The sequence below is a fragment of the Caballeronia humi genome (assembly GCF_001544475.1).
GTDB lineage: Bacteria > Pseudomonadota > Gammaproteobacteria > Burkholderiales > Burkholderiaceae > Caballeronia > Caballeronia humi.
Map to the genome: position 1 here is coordinate 106,475 of NZ_FCNW02000011.1, position 17,352 is coordinate 123,826.

At 64.2% G+C, this 17,352-nt stretch carries 17 protein-coding genes; 14 read left to right on the forward strand and 3 right to left on the reverse strand.

Features of this window, described 5'->3' with window-relative positions:
- Positions 1-243 precede the first annotated feature (243 nt).
- From AWB65_RS13605 to ftsB, 10 genes are all read left to right on the forward strand, one after another.
- Complete coding sequence (locus tag AWB65_RS13605) at positions 244-1,497, forward strand: lipoprotein-releasing ABC transporter permease subunit (protein ID WP_087667650.1); 1,254 nt, start codon at positions 244-246, stop codon at positions 1,495-1,497.
- On the forward strand, positions 1,490-2,197 hold the full coding sequence (gene lolD, locus AWB65_RS13610; RefSeq protein WP_087667651.1) for a lipoprotein-releasing ABC transporter ATP-binding protein LolD: 708 nt from the start codon (positions 1,490-1,492) through the stop codon (positions 2,195-2,197). Before AWB65_RS13605 ends, lolD begins: the two co-directional genes overlap by 8 nt.
- A 4-nt stretch (positions 2,198-2,201) precedes the next feature.
- Entirely contained in the window at positions 2,202-2,990 is a 789-nt protein-coding gene (locus AWB65_RS13615; RefSeq protein ID WP_087667652.1) for a TatD family hydrolase, read from the forward strand.
- A gap of 81 nt (positions 2,991-3,071) precedes the next feature.
- Positions 3,072-5,540, forward strand: coding sequence for a DNA internalization-related competence protein ComEC/Rec2 (locus tag AWB65_RS13620; RefSeq protein ID WP_087667653.1), 2,469 nt, complete (start codon positions 3,072-3,074; stop codon positions 5,538-5,540).
- Between the two features lie 156 nt (positions 5,541-5,696).
- Positions 5,697-6,524: an alpha/beta fold hydrolase gene (locus AWB65_RS13625; RefSeq protein WP_087667654.1), complete on the forward strand. Its 828-nt coding sequence runs from the start codon at positions 5,697-5,699 to the stop codon at positions 6,522-6,524.
- Between the two features lie 101 nt (positions 6,525-6,625).
- Positions 6,626-8,323, forward strand: a complete 1,698-nt coding sequence (pyrG, locus tag AWB65_RS13630) for a CTP synthase (RefSeq protein WP_087667655.1) — start codon at positions 6,626-6,628, stop codon at positions 8,321-8,323.
- Entirely contained in the window at positions 8,320-9,174 is an 855-nt protein-coding gene (gene kdsA, locus AWB65_RS13635; RefSeq protein WP_087667656.1) for a 3-deoxy-8-phosphooctulonate synthase, read from the forward strand. The genes pyrG and kdsA overlap by 4 nt, the downstream gene beginning before the upstream one ends.
- Before the next feature lie 81 nt (positions 9,175-9,255).
- A complete protein-coding gene (locus tag AWB65_RS13640; protein ID WP_087667698.1) occupies positions 9,256-9,543 on the forward strand; it encodes a DUF1330 domain-containing protein in 288 nt (95 codons plus the stop codon).
- A gap of 114 nt (positions 9,544-9,657) precedes the next feature.
- Positions 9,658-10,941 carry a phosphopyruvate hydratase gene (eno, locus tag AWB65_RS13645; RefSeq protein ID WP_087667657.1) on the forward strand — a complete coding sequence of 428 codons (1,284 nt, stop codon included), beginning with the start codon at positions 9,658-9,660 and terminating at the stop codon, positions 10,939-10,941.
- Between the two features lie 89 nt (positions 10,942-11,030).
- Positions 11,031-11,486 carry a cell division protein FtsB gene (gene ftsB / locus AWB65_RS13650; protein ID WP_087667658.1) on the forward strand — a complete coding sequence of 152 codons (456 nt, stop codon included), beginning with the start codon at positions 11,031-11,033 and terminating at the stop codon, positions 11,484-11,486.
- 64 nt (positions 11,487-11,550) lie between these two features.
- On the opposite strand, the gene AWB65_RS13655 is transcribed toward ftsB, so the two are convergent.
- From AWB65_RS13655 to AWB65_RS13665, 3 genes are all read right to left on the reverse strand, one after another.
- On the reverse strand, positions 11,551-11,889 hold the full coding sequence (locus tag AWB65_RS13655) for a hypothetical protein (RefSeq protein WP_087667659.1): 339 nt from the start codon (positions 11,887-11,889) through the stop codon (positions 11,551-11,553).
- A gap of 138 nt (positions 11,890-12,027) precedes the next feature.
- Positions 12,028-12,972: an Hsp33 family molecular chaperone HslO gene (hslO, locus tag AWB65_RS13660; RefSeq protein WP_087667660.1), complete on the reverse strand. Its 945-nt coding sequence runs from the start codon at positions 12,970-12,972 to the stop codon at positions 12,028-12,030.
- A 46-nt stretch (positions 12,973-13,018) separates the two neighbouring features.
- Complete coding sequence (locus AWB65_RS13665) at positions 13,019-13,543, reverse strand: gamma carbonic anhydrase family protein (protein WP_087667661.1); 525 nt, start codon at positions 13,541-13,543, stop codon at positions 13,019-13,021.
- 190 nt (positions 13,544-13,733) lie between these two features.
- Here AWB65_RS13665 and AWB65_RS13670 point away from each other — a divergent pair, with 190 nt between their 5' ends.
- The 4 genes from AWB65_RS13670 (at position 13,734) to AWB65_RS13685 (ending at position 17,240) form a co-directional block, all read left to right on the forward strand.
- Complete coding sequence (locus tag AWB65_RS13670) at positions 13,734-14,558, forward strand: ferritin-like domain-containing protein (protein ID WP_087667662.1); 825 nt, start codon at positions 13,734-13,736, stop codon at positions 14,556-14,558.
- A gap of 60 nt (positions 14,559-14,618) precedes the next feature.
- Positions 14,619-15,503 (forward strand): alpha/beta fold hydrolase, encoded by an 885-nt coding sequence (locus AWB65_RS13675; protein ID WP_087667663.1) that lies wholly within the window; start codon positions 14,619-14,621, stop codon positions 15,501-15,503.
- A gap of 62 nt (positions 15,504-15,565) precedes the next feature.
- On the forward strand, positions 15,566-16,396 hold the full coding sequence (locus tag AWB65_RS13680) for a 3',5'-nucleoside bisphosphate phosphatase (RefSeq protein ID WP_087667664.1): 831 nt from the start codon (positions 15,566-15,568) through the stop codon (positions 16,394-16,396).
- A 208-nt stretch (positions 16,397-16,604) separates the two neighbouring features.
- Positions 16,605-17,240, forward strand: a complete 636-nt coding sequence (locus tag AWB65_RS13685; RefSeq protein ID WP_087667699.1) for an L-threonylcarbamoyladenylate synthase — start codon at positions 16,605-16,607, stop codon at positions 17,238-17,240.
- Positions 17,241-17,352 lie beyond the last annotated feature (112 nt).

Below are 17,352 nucleotides of genomic sequence, written 5' to 3' on the forward strand. Positions count from 1 at the left end.
ACTTAGAGAATGATTCTGCTGCTTCCCGATATTCCGCTTCCCGAACCAATGCTTCGGCCACGCCGCCGCTTCGTCTTGCTCCTCCCATGTATGGCAAACTCCCGGCTTGATCGGTGGCCGGTTTTCGCGCCGCGGATGTTCGGTAGACGGACGCCCGCGTGCGTATATAAGCTCAGCTCGCGTCGGGCGCTCGGAGCGCGCCGCCGCTTCGCGCGCATGAATTGCAATAAAGAAAGGATTCGCTTGAAACTACCCTACGAATGGCAGATCGGCTGGCGCTACACCCGCGCCGGCAAACGCACGACAGGCAACGGCTTCATCTCGTTCATCGCCCTCGTGTCGATGGCGGGCATCGCGCTCGGCGTCGCGGCGCTGATCGTGGTGCTGTCGGTCATGAACGGCTTCCAGAAGGAAGTCCGTGACCGCATGCTGTCGGTGCTCTCGCACGTCGAAATCTTCTCGCCGACCGGCTCGATGCCCAACTGGGAACTCACCGCGCAGGAAGCGCGCCGCAATCCGGAGGTGATCGGAGCGGCACCCTACGTCGAGGCGCAGGCGCTCCTCACGCGCCAGGGTGCCGTGAGCGGCGTCGCGCTGCGCGGCGTGGAGCCGTCGCTCGAGCCGCAGGTGTCGGATATCGGCAAGGAAATGCGCGCCGGATCGCTCGCGAGCCTCGTGCCGGGCGAATTCGGCATCGTGCTCGGCGCCGATCTCGCGACCAACCTCGGTGTCACCACCGGCGACAAAATCACGCTCGTCGCGCCCGAAGGCACGATCACGCCGGCCGGCATGATGCCGCGCCTGAAGCAGTTCACGGTCGTCGGCGTGTTCGAATCGGGGCACTATGAGTATGACTCGACGCTCGCGCTCATCTCGATCAAGGACGCACAGGCGCTGTTCCGCCTGCCCGCGCCGACCGGCGTGCGCCTGAAGCTCAAAGACATGCAGCGCGCGCCCGAAGTCGCGCATCAACTGGCGCGCATGCTCTCCGGCGATCTCTACATCCGCGACTGGACGCAGCAGAACAAGACGTGGTTCTCCGCCGTGCAGATCGAGAAGCGCATGATGTTCATCATCCTCACGCTGATCATCGCGGTGGCGGCGTTCAACCTCGTGTCGTCGCTCGTGATGACCGTGACCGACAAACAGGCCGACATCGCGATCCTGCGCACGCTCGGCGCGCAGCCGGGCTCGATCATGAAGATCTTCGTGGTGCAGGGCGTGACGATCGGCTTCATCGGCACGGCGCTCGGCGTGACGCTCGGGTGCCTGATCGCGTGGAGCATTCCGTGGCTCGTGCCGATGATCGAGCACATGATCGGCGTGCAGTTCCTGCCGCCTTCGGTGTACTTCATCAGCGAGCTGCCGTCGGAACTCGTCCCCGCCGATGTCGCGAAGATCGGCATCATCGCGTTTGTGTTGTCGTCGCTCGCGACGCTCTATCCGAGCTGGCGCGGCGCGAAGGTTCGTCCGGCGGAGGCCCTGCGGTATGAGTGATGTGAACAAGGACGTCGTGCTGGAGGCATCGTCGATTTCGAAGACGTTCGTGCAGGGCGGCTTCAATGTGCAGGTGCTCGACAACGCGCAGTTGCAGGTGTTTCGCGGTGAGAAGCTCGCGATTGTCGGGGCGTCGGGCTCGGGCAAGAGCACGCTGCTGCACGTGCTCGGCGGCCTCGACGAACCAAGCGCGGGTCGCGTCTCGCTGCTTGGCAAGCCGTTTACCGAACTGAAGGAGCGCGAGCGCAACGACCTGCGCAACCGCGCGCTCGGTTTCGTGTATCAGTTTCACCATCTGCTCGCGGAATTCACCGCGCTCGACAACGTCGCGATGCCGCTGCGCATCCGCCGCCAGTCGGAGGACGAAGCGCGTCGGGAGGCGATGCAGATGCTGGAGCGCGTGGGCATCGGCCATCGGGCGAAGCATCGGCCGGGCGAATTGTCCGGCGGCGAGCGGCAGCGCGTAGCGATCGCGCGGGCGCTCGTGACGCGTCCGGCTTGCGTGCTCGCCGACGAACCCACCGGCAACCTCGACGGCGGCACGGCGGACACGGTGTTCAACCTGATGCTGGAACTGTCGCAGACGCTGGAGACGAGCTTCGTGATCGTCACGCACGATCCCGATCTCGCGGCGCGCTGCGACCGCATCATGCGACTGCGCGACGGCGTGCTGCACGAAGAGCCGCCGGTACCGGTGTAAAGCCATGTGGATCGATACGCACTGTCACCTCGATGCCTCCGAATTCGACGCCGATCGCGACGATGTCGCGGCTTCGGCGCTGCGGTCGGGCGTGACGCGTATCGTGATTCCGGGCGTCGAGCGCGCGAACTTTGCGACGGTGCGCGAACTCGCGCATCGTATCGACGGCGGCGCGTATGCGCTCGGCATCCATCCACTTTTCACGCCGCGCGCGCAAAACGACGATCTGCGCGTGCTGCGCGACGAAATCGCGGCGAGTCTGGATGATCCGCGGTTCGTGGGTATCGGCGAGATCGGGCTGGACTATTTCGTGCCCGGTCTCGATGACGCCCGCCAGCAATTCTTCTACAACGAGCAACTCAAGCTCGCGCGCGAATTCGAGTTGGCCGTGATCTGCCACGTGCGCAAATCGCAGGACAAGGTGCTCAAAGGGCTGCGCGTCAATGGTGTGCGAAGCGGCATCGCGCACGCGTTCAACGGCAGTTTCCAGCAGGCCGGGGCGTTCATCGCGCAGGGCATGCATCTCGGCTTCGGCGGGAACCTGACGTTCGAACGCGCGCGGCAGATTCGCCGGCTCGCGGAGCAATTGCCGCTCGAGGCGATCGTCCTCGAAACCGATGCGCCGGACATCGCGCCTTCGTGGTGCTACAAGGGACGCAACGCGCCGGACCAGGTCGCGGGCATCGCGAAGGTGCTGGCCGAGTTGCGTGGCATCGACGAAGCGACGCTTTCGGTAGGCACAACGGCTAACGCGCACGCCGCGCTGCCCCGTCTCGGGCTTCTCTCCTCATAATCGTTTGCGTGTCGAATGCGGGCATCGGATGAAGCGGTCATCCGGTGTGGATGCGCTCGCCGTTACGTGAGGGGCGCGCGTGTGCGTGGGGTTTTGCTGGGCTTCGCGGCAGGCGTCTGGTGCCTGCAGCAGCAGGCCGTGTTGCCGGGATGGGGCTTCTTCGCTTTGTGCGCGTTGTCTTGCGGAGCTTGCGGCTGCTTCCGATGGCGCCGCGTGGCGCTGATCGTTGCGGCGTTCGCTTTTGGCTTTGCGTACGCGGCGTTGCGTGCCGAAGTGCGTCTGCAAGATCAACTGCCATTGGCCTACGAAGGACGCACGATCGAAGTCGCGGGGTTCGTGCGCGGCCTGCCGTCCATCGACGCCCACGGCACGCGCTTTCTCTTCGAAGTCGAATCGAACGATGCGCGGTTGCGTAATTTTCCGCGCATCGTGCGTTTGTCGTGGCTGGTAGTTGAAGGTGAGGCGCCGCCGCCCGAGTTGTGGGCCGGACAGCGCTGGTCGCTCGGCGTGCGGTTGAAACGCGCGCACGGTAACGCGAACTTCGGCGCGCGTGACGCGGAAGCCGCGCTGCTCGCCCGCAATATCCGCGCGACGGGCTATGTGACGCGCGCACATCGACTGCCGCGCGATGTGATCGGCATCGCGCTCGCGATCGACCGGCTGCGGGCGCATCTGCGTGATCGTATCGAAGGCGTTCTTGGGGACGCTGCACATCGCGGCATCGTCGTGGCGCTGGCGGTGGGCGCGCAGGACAGCGTCAGCGACAGCGACTGGACGCTCATGCGCGCCACCGGCACGAGCCATCTCGTGGCGATATCGGGGCTGCATATCGGCTTCGTCGCGGGGCTGGCGGCGCTATCGATCGGCTTTGCGTGGCGGCGTCTGCGATGGCGCGGCACGCTGTTGCCCTTGTACGTGTCGGCGCAGAAAGTGGCGGCGGCGGGCGCGGCGGCGTTCGCCGCGTTCTACGCGGGCCTCGCGGGTTTTAATGTGCCGGCGCAGCGCTCGCTGTGGATGCTGGGTTTTGTTGCCATCGCGTGGGTGACGGGGCGGCGGATGGCGTCGTCTCTGGTGCTGGCATGGGCGCTCGCGTTGGTACTGCTCGCCGATCCGTGGGCGTTGACGGCAGCGGGGTTCTGGCTGTCGTTCTGCGCGGTCGCGGCGATTCTTTACGCGATGGCGGCGTATGGCCGGCGCGCGTCGAAGCGGCCCGACGACGGCGAGGAAGCGTTCACCTTCGAGTACGAAACGCAGCAGAGAGCAGGGGAGGCGTTGGCGGCGGCGCGTCGTGGGCCTCGTCCTTTACCTTTCTGGCGCCGGTTCGTCTATCGCTTGCGACGGACCATCGCGTCGAGCACGCGCGTCCAGTACGCCGTGACGATCGCGCTCGCGCCGCTCACCGTCTACTGGTTCTCGCAGATCCCGTTGATCGGTCCGCTCGCAAACGCCGTAGCGATTCCGTGGGTCAGCCTCCTTGTCACGCCCGTGGTGCTTGCTGGCGTCCTGCTGCCCGCGCCGCTCGACGCCTTCGCCTATCGCCTCGCGCACCATCTGCTCACGATCATGTGCGATGCCCTCACCTGGCTCGCTGGCCCAGCGTGGGCGCTCTGGCGGCTGCCGCAGCCCGGCGCGTTCGCGCTGATCGCGGCGGCAGTGGGCGTGGCATGGGCGCTCGCGCCACGCGGCTGGCCGCTGCGTTTCGCCGCGCCGCTGACGTGGCTGCCATTGCTGCTGCCCGCGCCGCACGCGCCCCCGCCGGGCGCCTTCCGCCTGACGGCGCTCGACATCGGGCAGGGCTCGTCGATCGTCGTCGAGACCGCGCGCCACGCGTTGCTTTTCGATGCCGGGCCCGGTCCCGAATCGACGCATGCGGGCGAGCGCATCGTGGTCCCGTATCTTTTCGCGGACGGGCTGCCGGCGATCGATACGCTCGTCATCAGCCATTCTGATTCGGATCACGCGGGCGGCGCGACGGCCGTATTGCAGGCGATCGACGTGGGTCAACTGCTCGCGTCGCTGCCGCCGCAGGACGCGCTGTGGCAAGCAGCGAACGAGCGCGGGGCGGAGACGCTGCGCTGCGCGGCGGGCCAGCGCTGGACGTGGGACGGTGTGGAATTCGCGATTCTTTGGCCCGATCCCAAGCCGCTCGAAGGCAAGCCGAACGCGCAGTCGTGCGTATTGAAGGTGACGAGCGCGGCGGGCCGCTCGGCGCTCCTCGCCGCCGACATCGAAAGCGACGTCGAGCGCACGCTGCTCAAGCGCGACGCCAAAGCATTGCGCGCCGACGTCCTGCTGGTGCCTCATCACGGTAGCAAGACGTCGTCGACCGAGCCTTTCCTCGACTCTGTCGAGCCGCTCGTCGCGGTATTTCAGGTAGGCTATCGCAACCGCTTTCACCACCCGCATCCGACTGTGCTTGAGCGCTATCGCCTGCGCGCAATCGAACTCTCGCAAAGCGACAACGACGGCGCCGTCCGCGTCGACGTGTCATCGACGATTACGCTCGAACGCTATCGACAGACGCACGCGCGGTACTGGATGGGGCGGTGACGCAGTGACTCGCACAGAATCAAAAAGGCAACTTCGTTGCATGCTGCGAAAGCAGGCGCTGACTCTCGCCTGCTGCAAATGCGTTGCATGGGACCGGAGCAAGCGCATGGGATCGGAGTAAGCGCCAACTCTGATCGACAAAGGAGGCCACACCGCTTGAAAGACATCATCCATTTCTCCCACGCGAACGGCTTCCCCGCCTCGACGTATCGCACGATCTTCGCCGAACTCGCCGACGATTACGAGATCCGCTCAGTCGAGCGCTTCGGCCACGATCCGCGCTATCCGGTCACGCGCGACTGGCCGCATCTCGTCGACGAGTTGCTCGACGATATCGCGAGCCATCATCGCGACGGGGAACGCCCGAAGGTGTGGCTCGTCGGCCATTCGCTCGGCGGATACCTCTCACTGATGGCGGCGATGAAGCGCCCGCAGTGGGTGAAGGGCGTCGTGATGCTCGATTCGCCGGTGATCGGCGGGTGGCGCAGCAGCCTCTTGCGCGTGTCGCAATTTACGGGTCTCGACGAGCGTCTTTCGCCCGCCGCCGCGACGAAAAAGCGCCGCACGCACTGGGCGAGCCGCGACGAAGCCTGGCGCCACTTTCACTCGAAGCCCGCGTTCGCGCGCTGGGACGAGCGCATGCTTTCGGATTACATCGACTACGCGATCCCGCAGACAGGCGTCAACGGCGCGCGCTCGCTCGCGTTCGAACGCGAAGTCGAGTATCTCGTCTATCGCACGCTGCCGCATACGATCGGCGCGCGCCTCTCGCGCCGCGCGCACGGCAGGCAAGTGCCCGTCGGTTTCATCGCGGGGACGCAATCGAAGGAAGTGCGGCAAGTGGGACTTGGACTCACGCGACGCATTGCGGGCGAGCATTTCGAGTGGATCGAGGGCAGCCATTTGTACCCGATGGAACGCCCGATCGACACCGCGCGCGCAGTGCAACGGATGCTTAACGCGCTCTCGGGCGACGCCGCGTGACGCGCTGAAATGCCGCGCTGCAGTGCAAAAACTCGCGGCGCGAGCGCTGGGTGGGAGGCCGCCTTTACGGTATAATCCGTTTTTCCCGCGAGCACCTAGCGATGACCAAATATGTATTCGTCACCGGCGGCGTAGTTTCTTCACTTGGCAAAGGTATTGCCGCCGCTTCCCTCGCCGCGATCCTCGAATCGCGCGGCCTCAAAGTCACCCTCCTCAAGCTCGATCCCTACATCAACGTCGACCCCGGCACGATGAGCCCGTTTCAGCACGGCGAAGTGTTCGTGACGGAAGACGGCGCGGAAACCGATCTGGATCTCGGCCATTACGAGCGCTTCATCAGCACGAAGATGCGCAAGGCCAACAACTTCACGACCGGCCAGATCTACGAATCGGTGATCCGCAAGGAACGCCGCGGCGAATATCTCGGCAAGACGGTCCAGGTCATCCCGCACATCACGAACGAAATCCAGGCTTTCCTCGAACGCGGCGCCGCAGCGGCGACGAGCGGCGAGCCGGACGTGGCGATCGTCGAGATCGGCGGCACGGTGGGCGACATCGAATCGCTGCCGTTCCTCGAAGCCGCGCGCCAGATGAGCCTGCGCCTCGGGCGCAACAGCGCGTGCTTCGTGCACCTGACGCTCGTGCCGTACATCGCCACCGCCGGCGAACTCAAGACGAAGCCCACGCAGCACAGCGTCCAAAAGCTGCGCGAGATCGGCATCTCGCCGCACGTGCTCCTGTGCCGCGCGGATCGCCCCATTCCTGACGACGAATCGCAGAAGATCTCGCTCTTCTCGAACGTGCCGGAAGACGCGGTCATCTCGGTGTGGGACGTGGACAGCATCTACAAGATTCCGCAGATGCTGCACGACCAGGGCCTCGACGACATCATCTGCGAAGAGCTGAAGCTCTCGCCGCAGCCGGCTGACCTGAGCATGTGGTCGCAGCTCGTCGAGAAGCTGGAGAACCCGAAGAGCGAAGTGACGATCGGCATGGTCGGCAAGTACGTCGAACTCACCGAGTCGTACAAGTCGCTGATCGAGGCGCTGCGCCACGCGGCCATCCACACGTCGACGAAGGTCAACATCGAGTACATCGATTCCGAGCAGATCGAAACGGAAGGCGTCGAAGGGCTGAAGCACCTCGACGCCGTGCTGGTGCCGGGCGGTTTCGGGCGCCGCGGCACGGAAGGCAAGATCAAGGCGATTCAGTACGCACGCGAAACGAAGACGCCGTACCTCGGCATCTGCCTCGGCATGCAGTTGGCCGTGATCGAATTCGCACGCGACGTCGCCGGCCTCTCCGATGCGAACAGCACCGAATTCGACCAAAGCACGCAGAACCCGGTCGTCGCGCTCATCACCGAGTGGTACGACCGCGCGGGACGCGTCGAAAAGCGCAACGAGGAATCCGATCTCGGCGGTACGATGCGTCTCGGTTCGCAAAAGTGCCCGATCAAGCCGGGCACGATGGCGTCGCGCATTTACGGCACGGATGTGAACGAACGTCATCGTCACCGTTATGAAGTCAATAACCGCTTCGTGCCCCAACTCGAAGCGGGCGGCCTTATCATCAGCGCCCGTACCCCGAGCGAGGATCTGCCGGAAATGATGGAACTGCCGCAATCGATGCATCCGTGGTTCGTCGGCGTTCAATTTCACCCGGAATTCACGTCCACGCCGCGCGACGGTCATCCGCTCTTCAAGGCGTTCGTCGAAGCAGCGCGCTCGCACAGCGACGCGCCGGACAGCGTGAAGGCGCCCGTCGAAGCCAAAGCCACTGCCGGAGCGCAGGCATGAAACTGTGTGATTTCGAAGTCGGTCTCGACCAGCCGTTTTTCCTGATCGCGGGCACGTGCGTCGTCGAATCGGAGCAAATGACGATCGACGTCGCGGGCCGCCTGAAGGAAATCTGCGCGAAGGTCGGCGTACCGTTCATCTACAAGTCGTCGTATGACAAGGCGAATCGTAGCTCCGGCAAATCGTTTCGCGGGCTCGGCATGGACGAAGGTCTGCGCATCCTCGGCGAAGTGAAGAAGCAACTGGGTCTGCCCGTCCTCACCGACGTGCATTCGGAGCATGAAATCGAAGCGGTGGCATCAGTGGTCGATGTGCTGCAGACGCCCGCGTTTCTTTGCCGTCAGACGGATTTCATCCACGCCTGCGCGCGTTCGGGCAAGCCCGTGAACATCAAGAAGGGCCAGTTCCTCGCGCCGCACGACATGAAAAACGTCATCGACAAGGCGCGCGACGCCGCTCGCGAAGCGGGTCTGTCGGAAGACCGGTTCATGGCGTGCGAACGCGGCGTGTCGTTCGGCTATAACAATCTGGTGTCGGACATGCGCTCGCTCGCGATCATGCGCGAGACGGCTGCGCCCGTCGTCTTCGATGCGACTCACTCGGTGCAACTGCCGGGCGGGCAGGGCACGAGTTCCGGCGGCCAGCGCGAGTTCGTGCCGGTGTTGGCGCGCGCGGCGGTCGCGACCGGCATCTCCGGGCTCTTCATGGAAACGCATCCGGACCCGGCAAATGCCAAGTCCGACGGCCCGAACGCAGTGCCGCTGCATCGGATGGAAGCGCTGCTCAAAACGCTCGTCGCGCTCGATCAGGCCGTGAAGCGCGGCCCGTTCCTCGAGAACGACTTCAACTGACACATTCAACGCGGGCGACGGCAAGCCGTCCGCATCACAACAAGCGCCGCACGAGCGGCGCGTCGAGTGGGGGAGAACGAAGTGGCGAAGGGTTACATCATCGCGAATGTGGAAGTAACGAACCCCGATCAATACGCCCAGTACCGGCCGCTGTCGAGTGTGGCCGTCGAGGCGCACGGCGGCACGTTCATCGTGCGCGGCGGCCAGAGCGAAACGCTCGAAGGCGCGTTCAATTCGCGCACGGTCGTCATCGAATTTCCCTCTTTCCAGGCAGCGCAGACGTTTTATCATTCGGCCGAATACGAAGCGGCGCGGAATGCGCGCGCGGGGGCGGCGCAAATGAACCTGATGGTGGTCGAAGGAGTCTGATTGGTTCGGCCGGTTTTTTTAGCGGCCAGCCAGATCTTCCTTTGAATATCTTAAGTAAAGCCGGCAGAAACAGCGCCCGGCAGCAGGAATTCAACGTCATTTCTTGAGGAAACCATGAGTGCTATCGTAGATATCATCGGCCGCGAGATTCTCGATTCGCGAGGCAATCCCACCGTCGAATGCGACGTGTTGCTCGAATCGGGCACGATGGGGCGCGCCGCCGTGCCGTCGGGTGCATCGACCGGATCGCGCGAAGCGATCGAACTGCGCGACGAAGAAGGCAACCGCTATGGCGGTAAGGGCGTGCTGAAGGCCGTCGAGCACATCAATACCGAAATCTCCGAAGCGATCATGGGCCTCGACGCATCGGAGCAGGCGTTCCTCGACAAGACGCTGCTTGAGCTCGACGGCACCGACAACAAGTCGCGCCTCGGCGCGAACGCGATGCTGGCCGTGTCGATGGCGGTCGCGAAGGCCGCTGCCGAAGAAGCCGGGCTGCCGCTCTACCGCTATTTCGGCGGATCGGGCGCGATGCAACTGCCGGTCCCGATGATGAACATCGTCAACGGCGGCGCGCACGCGAATAACAGCCTGGACATCCAGGAATTCATGATCGTTCCGGTCAGCCAGCCGACCTTCCGCGAAGCGCTGCGCTGCGGCGCCGAAGTGTTCCACGCGCTGAAGAAGATTCTCTCCGACCGCGGCATGAGCACGGCGGTGGGTGACGAAGGCGGCTTCGCGCCGAACTTCGGCAGCAACGACGAGTGCCTGTCGACGATCCTGCAAGCCATCGAGAAAGCCGGTTATCGCGCGGGCGAAGACGTGCTGCTCGCGCTCGACTGCGCCGCGAGCGAGTTCTATCACGACGGCAAGTACCAGCTCGCGGGCGAAGGCCTGCAACTGTCGTCGACGGAATTCGCCGATTACTTGGCGACGCTCGCCGACAAATTCCCGATCGTCTCGATCGAAGACGGCATGCACGAAAGCGACTGGGAAGGCTGGAAGATTCTCACCGACAAGCTCGGGAAGAAGATCCAGCTCGTCGGCGACGATCTCTTCGTGACGAACACGCGCATCCTGAAGGAAGGGATCGACAAGGGCATCGCGAATTCGATCCTGATCAAGATCAACCAGATCGGTACGCTGACGGAAACCTTCGCGGCGATCGAAATGGCGAAGCGCGCGGGTTATACGGCGGTGATCTCGCATCGCTCGGGCGAAACCGAAGATTCGACGATCGCCGATATCGCGGTCGGGCTGAACGCGGGCCAGATCAAAACCGGTTCGCTCTCGCGCAGCGACCGCATCTCGAAATACAACCAGTTGCTGCGTATCGAGGAAGATCTCGGTGATATCGCAAGCTATCCGGGCAAGTCTGCGTTCTACAACCTGCGCTAAAGCTCTAGCCGAATTGGACGTTAGTTAATTTTTCAGCCCGCCGCCCTCGCGTTTTCCGACGCAGGGCGGCGCTTCTTTCGGCTCTATCAATGCGGCTTGTTACTGTCGTCCTCGTTCTCCTGCTGGCGCTGATCCAATATCCGCTTTGGTGGGGGCACGGTGGTTGGCTGCGCGTCCATGAATTGCAGGGACAACTCGCGCAGCAGACCCAGAAAAACGCCGACCTTAAGCTGCGCAACGAACGCGTGCAGGGCGAAGTGCAGGATCTGCAAGGTGGCACCGCGGCCGTCGAGGAGCGCGCGCGCTACGAGATGGGCATGATGAAGGACAGCGAGGTGTTCGTGCAGTTCGTTGCACCGAATTCCGCTGCGCCCGTCAACTCAGCGAATGCGCCGGGCGCGAATGCGTCGACGCGGGGTCAGGTATCGGCGGCGCCGTTCCGCGTGTTGCCGAATCCGGTTTCGCGTTCGAAAGAAGAGCGTCGCGCGCTGGAGAAGAAGGCCACGAAGGAAAAGGAAGAAGCGAAGAAGAAGCAGGGCGGTTGAAAAACGAAACGTCTGGACGAAAAAAAGCGCGGTCATTTGACCGCGCTTTTTTATTTCCTGGCGCTCACCACGAATAACCGGTGCCGATGCCCCAACCCGAGCCGCCCCAACCGCCGGTGGAATAACCGCCATAGAGGCTGACCGGTGCGCGGTAATACTGCGCCGCGGCTTGCGCAGCGGCATCGACGGCCATGGCTTGCTGTTGATCGGCGAGCGCCTGGCGGTCGATCTGGTTATAGCGATCCTGCTCTTCCTTCGTCATCGGCTGGGCCGGTTGCGTTTGCGCGGAAGGCAAGCGGCTATAGATTGGCGAAGGGCCGGGCGGGTCCATCATGCAGCCGGCGAGCAGCGTCGCCGAGACGATTGACAAGGACAAACTACGTAACAACACAGCGTTTTTCATTTCGACCTCCACCGGGCCGGACAGCCAAACAGGACTCGGATGATATCGTGCCGGAACACTCGCGACGAGCGCACCGGCATCGCCGAATCCTGGCCGCAAAAAGCGGGCCGCTTGCGTATTTTCCTTAACTATCAAGCCTTAATGTCGCTGTTGAGACGCGCCGCTCACTCCTTGTGAGAGTTCTTTTGCGACAAAAAGTTGCGCAACGTCGACCGGATCGAACTCGTAGCGCTGGTTGCAGAACTCGCAATGCACTTCGACGTCGCCGCGTTCCGCGATCACGCTGTCCACTTCCTCGCGGCCGAGCATCTTCAACATCCCGCCAACCTTTTCGCGCGAGCACGAACACTGAAAACGCGTCGCCGCCGGCTCGAAATGCTGCACGTTTTCCTGCCAGAAAAGGCGCCGGAAAACCGTTTCAGGCTCTTCCTTCAGCAATTCCTCGTTCGACAGCGTCCCGCCGAGATGACAGACGCGCTGCCACGTATCGGCGTCGTGCTCGCCGGGATGAGGCACGATGCCGCCATCACCGGGCAGCTTCTGCAGCAGCATGCCGACCGCACGATCGGTGTTCGCGGCGAGCCACATCCGCGTGTCGAGCTGCTCGGAATGATGCATGTAGTGCTCGAGCACTTCGGCCATCGACGCGAGCGGTCCGTGCTCGCCCGATAGCGGCACGATTCCCTGATACGGCTGCTGGCCCGGACGCTTGTCATTCGGGTCGAGCGTGATCACGCAGCGGCCGTGGCCGTGTTCATTCAGGAGCGCGGGGAGCGTCATGTCGTCGGTGATGACGGCGCCTTCGGCGAGCTTGGCCGTCGCGCGCAGGGACAGATCGGAGTGGCACTGCACGACCAGCATCTGGACCGGTCCGTCGCCGTAGATCTGCATGATGAGCGTGCCGTTGAACTTGAGATTCGCCGACAGGAGCGCGCACGCCGCCATCATTTCACCGAGCACATTGCGCACCGGCGCCGGATACGAGCGGCGGGTGAGCACTTCCTGCCAGGTGTTGCGCAGCGAGACGATTTCGCCGCGTACTGGCGCCGCGTTAAACATGAATTTCTGCAACTGGTCGTTCACAACTCTTCCTTGATCGATACGGCGGCAAAACCGGTGCGCTCGGGTGTCAGCCGATGCGCACGAGTTGCGCCTTGTAGTATTCGCGCCGGTCCGCGTAACTGGCGGTGGCCGACTGCATGCGGGCGATATCCGCCTCGGTGATTTCGCGAATCGCCTTGGCGGGCGAACCGAGAATCAGCGTGTTATCGGGAAAAACCTTGCCTTCCGTGACCACCGCGCCTGCGCCAACCAGACAGTTGCGGCCGATCACCGCACCATTCAAGACCACGGCCTGAATTCCGATCAGCGAGCCTTCCCTGACCGTGCAGCCGTGCAGCATCGCCTGATGGCCGACCGTCACATTCGCCTCGATCGTCAGCGGGAAGCCGGGGTCCGCGTGCAGGATCGCGCCTTCCTGGACATTGCTGCCCCGGCCGACCACGATCGGCTCGTTATCGCCGCGCAGCGCCGCGCCGGACCAGACGCTCGAGTTTTCTTCGAGAGTGACACGGCCGATGATGGTCGCGGTGTCCGCGAGGAACACGCTTTCGTGAATGGTGGGGGCTTCGTCGCCGAGCTTGTAGATGGCCAACTGTGTCTCCTGAGCGGTTTAGGTGCGGTTGCGCTCGCCGTTTGCAGACGAGCCCAGCGGCTACAATGCCGGACGGCGGCGTGCCTTTTAGGCGAAATCCGATACGCAAAACGCTATTTTAGCCGTTTGCGTGCGGACGCCGCTGCGGGCGCGGCCCGGGGCCGCCTGTCCTTCGTTCGAAATCGCTTCCATGTCCAACGTTTCTCTCCAAACCGGTTGCGCGCGCCAGATGGCGCTCGACGTGCTGTGCGAGCGCGAACCGCAGACCAAAGCCACGCGCGCCCGCGAGCTTTACGCGATGGCGCAAGAAGGCGCTGCGTCGATCGATCCGGCGGCACTGCTGACGGCGCCCGCCGAGCTGCCGGGCCGGCCGGAGCTGCCGCCGCTCGTCGAGCCGGGCTCGCTCAAGCGGCGCGGCATGCAGACCGAAGCGGGGCGCGCCGTGCTGCTGCACGCGCTCGCGCACATCGAATTCAATGCGATCAATCTGGCGCTCGACGCCGTGTGGCGATTTCCATCGATGCCGGATGATTTTTATCTCGATTGGTTGAAAGTCGCCTCGGAAGAAGCCTGCCACTTTTCGCTGCTGAGCGCGCGCCTGGGCGAATTCGGCCACGTCTACGGCGATTTCCCCGCTCACGACGGCCTCTGGGAAATGGCCGAACGTACCCGTGACGACGTCCTCGCACGCATGGCGCTCGTTCCGCGCACGCTCGAAGCGCGCGGCCTCGACGCCTCTCCGCCAATCCGCAAGCGTCTCGCGCAGGCGGGCGATCACGCGTCCGCCGCGATCCTCGACGTGATCCTGCACGACGAAATCGGCCACGTGCTGATCGGCAATCGCTGGTTCCGGCACCTTTGCGACGCAGTCGGCGCTGACCCGCACACCACCTACGCACGTCTTGCCGAACAGTATCGCGCGCCAAAACTACGCGGTCCGTTCAACTTCGAGGCGCGCCGCGACGCCGGTTTCGACGAAGCCGAACTTCGCGCGCTCGCCGGCCTCGACGACTGATTCGTCTCGAAAACGCCGCCGCTGACTATAATCGAACGATCATTCTTTTTGAGACCAGCGATGCACCCATCCCATTCCGATTTCATCGATGCGCGCGGCGTACGCCTGCACGTGCGCCGCTGGGGCGCGCCTGACGCGTCCTCGCTCTTCATGCTGCACGGCTGGATGGACGTGGCGGCGTCGTTCCAGTTCGTTGTAGACGCCCTCGGCGACGGCTGGCAGGTCATTGCGCCCGATGCGCGCGGCTTCGGCCTGTCGGCGTGGCCGGTGGCCGGGCGCGGCGGCGGCCACTACTGGTTCCACGACTACCTGGCGGACCTCGACGTTATCCTCGACCACTACGCGCCACACGGCGAGGTGAACCTGGTGGGGCACAGCATGGGCGCGAACGTGGTCGGCCTGTATGCCGGGGTCAGACCGCAGCGAGTACGCCGCGTGGTCGATCTGGAAGGCTTCGGCCTCGCCGCCGCCGATCCGAAGCAATCGCCCGCGCGCATCGCGCAATGGCTCGACGACCTGCGCGCACCGCCCGAATTACGCACCTACGCGACGCTCGACGAGGTCGCAGAGCGCCTGATCCGCACGAATCCACGCCTCGCCCGCGCGCGCGCGACGTTTCTCGCGCAACACTGGTCGATGCCCACGGACGACGGCCGCTTCCGCCTGCTCGCCGATCCGGCGCACAAGCTGCGCGGTCCGCTGCTGTATCGGGTGGACGAAATAATGGCGGTCTGGTCGCAGGTGCGCGCGAAGGTGCTGCACGTCGAGGCGGCGCATTCGCCGACGCTCGCATCGATCGCGGGCGATGTTCCGCTCGCCGAATTCAAGGCGCGTTTTTCCGCGTTTCCCGACTGGCGCGAGGAAATCGTCGAGGGCGCGGGGCACATGCTGCACCACGACCAGCCGGAGCGGATCGCCGCGCTGATCGCGGAATTTTGCGCGTAGCAGGGCACACGGCCCGAAACGTGCGTTGCAGTAGAATGTTAGTCAATCCCGAAATAGTCACGATGAACGCTGATCTGCACTGCCATTCCACCGTGTCCGACGGCCAGCTCCAGCCTGGCGAGGTCGCCGCGCGCGCGCACGCGAACGGCGTGACCATGTGGTCGCTCACCGACCACGATCAGTTGGGCGGCCAGCGGGAAGCGCGTGACGCGGCTGAGGCGCTTGGCATGCAGTACTTGAGCGGCGTCGAGATTTCGGTGACGTGGGCGGGGCGCACGGTGCATGTCGTCGGCCTGAACGTCGATCCGGAGAATCAGGAACTGCTCGACGGGCTCGCCGCCACGCGCGATGGCCGCGCCGCGCGCGGCGAAGCGATCGGCGAGGCGCTCGCGAAGGCGGGTATTCCGAACGCGTATGAAGGCGCGCTGCGCTACGTCGCCGATCCGAAGATGATTTCGCGCACGCACTTCGCGCGCTATCTGGTCGAAGCCGGGCTCGCGCAATCCACCTCCGACGTGTTCGCGCGCTATTTGGGCGAGGGCAAGCCGGGTTATATCGGCCATCGATGGGCGAAGCTGCCGGACGCCATCCGCTGGATCAAGACGGCGGGCGGCGAACCCGTGATCGCGCATCCCGGCCGCTACGTTTATTCACAGACGGAATTCGCCGCGCTCTTCGACGAATTCATTCAATTGGGCGGTAACGCGATCGAGGTCGTGACCGGCAGCCACACGCCGGACCAATATCGCGAGTACGCCGATGTCGCGCGTCGCTATGGTTTTTACGCGTCGCGCGGCTCGGATTTTCACGGCGCGGGCGAGGGACGGATCGACCTCGGCCAGCTCCCGCCGCTGCCTTCCGACCTCAAGCCGGTCTGGGAACGCTGGCTCTGAGAACACACCCGGCGCGCAGGCGCCGCACGGTTGGCACGGTTCTGGCAAGGTGCAACGGGTTCCCCAAGGCGGCGTTCACATCATGCATTTCGCCACTCGTGTCCTGAATCGAACCGCGCCGTCGAGTTTGCGCGAACGTTGCACTGACAGCACGCAGAAAAGTCCCGCCGCGTCCCGCGCGAAGCGAAACCATAAGAATCATGCCGCCATGTCTCAATTTTTTCGCATTCATCCGGACAATCCGCAGCCGCGTCTGATCAATCAGGCGGTGCAGATCATCAACGACGGCGGCGTCATCGCCATGCCGACCGATTCGAGCTACGCGCTCGCCTGCCATCTCGACGACAAGGACGCCGTCGAGCGCATCCGACGCATTCGCGGACTCGACGAGAAGCAGCTTTTGTCGCTCGTCGTGCGTGACCTGTCGCAGCTTTCCAATTTCGCGCAGGTCGACAACCGGCAGTACCGGCTCATCAAATCGGTGACGCCGGGGCCGTACGTCTTTGTCCTGCAGGCGACGAAGGAAGTGCCGCGGCGGCTGTCGCACCCGTCGCGCAAGACGATCGGGCTGCGCGTGCCCGATCACGCGATCACGCTCGCGCTGCTCGAAGCGCTCGGCCAGCCGCTCCTCGGGTCGACGCTGATCCTGCCCCCCGACACCGAGCCGCTCAACGACGCCGAGGAAATCCGCGAGCGTCTCGAAAAGCAGATCGACCTCGTGATCGATGCCGGCGCGTGCGCGGCGGAGCCGTCTACGGTCATCGATTTGACGGGCGCGGAGCCGGTGCTGGTGCGACCGGGACGCGGCAGCCTGGAGCCGTTTGGCCTGACCGCCGGCGCCTGAGTGCAAAAACTGCAAAAACGCGCGCGAACTTTTGCCGTCCGAGGCATTATCTGCGTTCGCGACCGTCAGCCGACGTAACCGAAAACCACCACGCTCGCCCCGCGCAACCGTG